General features: G+C 69.4%; 3 protein-coding genes. All 3 read right to left on the minus strand.

Features of this window, described 5'->3' with window-relative positions; translation table 11 throughout:
* Positions 1 to 1651 (minus strand): invasin domain 3-containing protein (locus OOT08_RS06345; protein ID WP_325091743.1); only part of this gene is annotated, 1651 nt, incomplete at its 3' end.
* A 262-nt stretch (positions 1652 to 1913) separates the two neighbouring features.
* On the minus strand, positions 1914 to 3494 hold the full coding sequence (guaA, locus tag OOT08_RS06350) for a glutamine-hydrolyzing GMP synthase (protein ID WP_325092123.1): 1581 nt from the start codon (positions 3492 to 3494) through the stop codon (positions 1914 to 1916).
* A 4-nt stretch (positions 3495 to 3498) separates the two neighbouring features.
* Positions 3499 to 3981, minus strand: coding sequence for a DUF3817 domain-containing protein (locus OOT08_RS06355; protein WP_325091744.1), 483 nt, complete (start codon positions 3979 to 3981; stop codon positions 3499 to 3501).
* Positions 3982 to 4017 lie beyond the last annotated feature (36 nt).

Raw genomic sequence — 4017 nt, forward strand, 5'->3', positions numbered from 1 at the left:
TGGTTGTGGCGGGCAGCGGCCTGCCGTCGAGGGTTGCGGTGATCTCGGCCTCGCCGGTGTCCTCGCTGCTCAGCTGCGCGGTGTACCGCCCGTCCCCGGCGTCCACCACCGGAGCGAGCACGCCGAGGGTGCTCGCAAACGCCACATCCTCCCCCGTCTTCGGGTAGCGGTCCCCCTCGCTGTCGATGAGTTGCAGGCTCACGGTGGACGACTGTGCCCCGTCGGCGGCCACGATCTCCGGCGTCGCCGAGAGCTGGCTCGCGGCATCGTCCCGCAGGCCCGCCACCCGAACCGACGCCGGGGGGCCACACCGCTCCGGCACCTCCGGGTCGCACGGAGCCGCGTTCAGGTTGTGCGAGGCGACCCCGGTGATGCCGAGGGCATAGGTACCCTTCGCCTCCGCGCGCAGGGTCAGCACGATCTGGCGTTCCGCCCCCACCGGGATCGCGCCGGCCGACCACTCCTCGGTCTCGGGGTCGTAGGAGCCCTCCCCGTTGGCGTCGACAAACGAGAATCCAGCGGGGATCGGGAACCCGGCGACGGCGGCGGGCTCGGCGTCCGGGCCGAGATTGCGCAGCCGCAGGGTGAACGCGAAGTCGTCCCTGGTGACGCCCTCGTCCCGGGACACACTCGTGTCCGCGCTGAACGTGGAGCGTCCCAGCCCCTCCCCGTAGGAGAGCAGGAAGGACACCGTCACGCTGTCGTTGGCGGGCACCACACGCTCCCAGCTCGCCGCGAAGCCGTTGTCGAGCTTCTTCATCGTGTCGCAGGGCACCGTGCTCGTCGCGTTCTTCGACCCCCAGCAGGCGTTACTCAAGGGGCCCATCTTGGCCTCTGTGTCTGTTTTCACCTTGCCGTAGTACCCGGCGGAGAAACTCGCCCCTTCGCTCAGGGAGACGAGGGAGATCTTCCCGCCCGTGGTCTGGTTCGCGTTCACACACTCCACCTGGCCGTCCCCGATGGTGTTGGTCCCGTTGTCGTCGCCCGCAAACTCACAGTCCGCGTAGAAGGCCGGTTGCGCGGCCACCTCGCTGTCCCCGCTGTTGTGCAGGGTCACGTCCACCCGCACGTAGGCGGTGCCCAGCACCGCCGAGGTGCGCTGGTCGATGGTGAGCGGCGTCGTCGCGTTCCCCGATCGCGTGAGCGGGGCCCCGTCGTAGGCCATCCAGGCCGGGTCGGCGACCGTGCCGGACCCGCCGAACGACGTGACGCTCGCCGGCCCGGCGACGAAGTGCTGGGGGGTGCCCGCCGCGTTGCGCACCGCAACGGACACCCCGGAGGAGACATTGTTGGGGGCGTTCTTGCTCCGGAAGAAGGAGGTCCCGAACTCCGCGGAGCTCACCTGATACCAGGGCATCCGGTGCGCGGCCGTGCTCGCCGAGTTCATCGTGACCGCGTTCAGCGGGTTGTTCGCGAAGCGGATCTCGCCGGCCGTGTGTGCCGTCACGGCGGGTTCCGCAGGCTCCGCCGCCGGGGCTGTCGCCGACACGGCCGCCGCCGGGGCGGCGTCGCGGAGGGGCCCGGGCTGCGCGTGGGCGGCGCTGGGCAGCGCGCTCAGGAGGAGCGCGGCCACGAGGCCCGCCCCGAGGAGGCGGGGCCGACCCTTCCGGCGGGCACGCTGACGGGGGGCTCCGGACGACGCAACAAACACGCTGGGACCTTTCCTGATCGGGCCCCAGCCCCCATTTTTGATGACGCCGGGCATCCCGTCTCGCGCCGCGGAACGCGGCACGGCGAGGCTCCGGCCAACTCGGATCTGGTCTCAAGCCTCCCAGACCCTGCGCGCTTTTTCGAGAAGCGTTTGTGCCTCACCGCGGGACCGTTCAGCCTACAACGCCGAAGCCCCCGACCGGATCGGTCGGGGGCTTCGGCGATTCAGCGCGGCAACACGTCCGTGTCCCCGCGCGGGGAGCTTACTCCCACTCGATGGTCCCCGGCGGCTTGCTCGTCACGTCGAGCACGACGCGGTTCACGTTGGGCACCTGGTTCGTGATCAGGTTCGAGATCTTCGCCAGCACGTCGTAGGGCAGCCGGGTCCAGTCGGCCGTCATGGCGTCCTCGCTCGACACGGGGCGCAGCACGATCGGGTGGCCGTAGGTGCGGCCGTCGCCCTGCACGCCAACGGAGCGCACATCGGCGAGCAGCACGACGGGGCACTGCCAGATCTCCTCGTCCAGGCCAGCCGCGGTCAGCTCGGCGCGGGCGATCGCGTCGGCCTGGCGCAGGGTCTCCAGGCGGTCCTCGGTCACCTCGCCGATGATGCGGATGCCGAGCCCGGGGCCGGGGAAGGGCTGACGCCCCACGATGACCTCGGGCAGGCCGAGCTCGCGGCCGATGGCGCGCACCTCGTCCTTGAACAGGGCGCGCAGCGGCTCGACCAGCTCGAAGGTCATGTCCTCGGGCAGGCCGCCGACGTTGTGGTGGCTCTTGATGTTCGCGGTGCCGGAGCCGCCGCCGGACTCGACCACGTCCGGGTACAGGGTGCCCTGCACGAGGAAGCGGATCGGGTCGCCGTCGATCTCGCGGGACTCCTCGATCAGGTCCGCCTGGGCCTGCTCGAAGCTGCGGATGAACTCGCGGCCGATGATCTTGCGCTTGGTCTCGGGGTCGGTGACCCCGGCGAGCGCGGTCAGGAACTGCTCGCGGGCGTCCACCGTGACGAGGCGCACCCCGGTGGAGGCGACGTAGTCTTCCTCGACCTGGCGGCGCTCGTCCTGGCGGAGCAGGCCGTGGTCCACGAAGATGCAGACGAGCTGGTCGCCGACGGCCTTGTGCACGAGGGCCGCGGCCACGGCGGAGTCGACCCCGCCGGAGAGGCCGCAAATGACCTTGCCCGTGCCGACCTGGGCGCGGATCAGCTCGACCTGCTCGGCGATGACGCTGCCGCTGGTCCAGTCACCGGCGAGGCCGGCGGCCTTCAGCAGGAAGTTCTCGAGGGCCAGCTGGCCGAACTCGGAGTGCTTGACCTCGGGGTGCCACTGCACGCCGTAGAGCTTGCGCTCGTCGTTGCCGAAGGCGGCGACCGGGGTGGAGGGGGTGCTCGCGAGCACGGTGAAGCCCTCGGGCGCGACGGACACGGAGTCGCCGTGGCTCATCCAGGTGCTCTGCGTCTCGGGCATGCCGGCCAGCAGCACACCGCCGTCGCCGATCATCGTGACATCGGTCGCGCCGTACTCGCGCAGGCCGGTGTTCGCGACCTCGCCGCCGAGCGCCTGGGCCATGATCTGGAAGCCGTAGCAGATGCCGAACACGGGCAGACCGAGGTCGAAGACCGCTCCGTCGAACTGCGGGGCGCCCGCCTCGTACACCGAGGAGGGACCACCGGAGAGCACGAGGCCCAGCGGGTTCTTCTCGGCGACCTCGGCGGCCGTGATGGTGTGCGGCACGACCTCGGAGTACACGCCGGCCTCGCGCACGCGGCGTGCGATCAGCTGGGCATACTGGGCGCCGAAGTCGACGACGAGCACCGGGCGGTGGCCGGTGACAGTGGGGATGGCGTTAATGAGCGGCCTCCGGGTTGGTGGATGGGGACTCCTCGGCGGAGTCAAGGAACGTGGTGACCTCTTTCGCAGTGCGCGCCTCGAGGAAGAAGGACAGGAAGGGGATCACGCCGCCGAGTGCGAGGAGCAGGAAGCGGGTGAAGGGCCAGCGCATCGGGCTCCAGAGCAGGAAGATGCTGAACAGGTATACGACGTAGAACCAGCCGTGCGCGATGAGGAAGCCGGTGGACAGGTTAAAGCCGTCCCCCTTGCTCATGTGCTTCGTGGTCTGGGAGACGTCGTCGAACATTTCCTGGACCGCCGCCGTGCTGAAGAGGCTCTTCTCGCCGAAGATGTACACCTCGATGGAGAAGGCGTACTTCAGGATCATTTCGACGCAGAGCAGGAGCAGCATCACACCGGTGATCACGGAGGTCACCTTGTAGAAGCTGAGCGCTTTGCGGATCCGGGGATAATCTGAGGGCTTGGGCTTGAGTGCCATATGACTAGTCTACTTCTCCTGAGACGGTTGCTCGTT

The organism is Leucobacter sp. M11 (genome assembly GCF_035726885.1).
Taxonomy (GTDB): domain Bacteria; phylum Actinomycetota; class Actinomycetes; order Actinomycetales; family Microbacteriaceae; genus JAPFRB01.

Coding starts and splice junctions, on each gene's coding strand:
- OOT08_RS06355 (WP_325091744.1), bottom strand. CDS start 3,981: ATGGCACTCAAGCCCAAGCCCTCAGATTATCCCCGGATCCGCAAAGCG.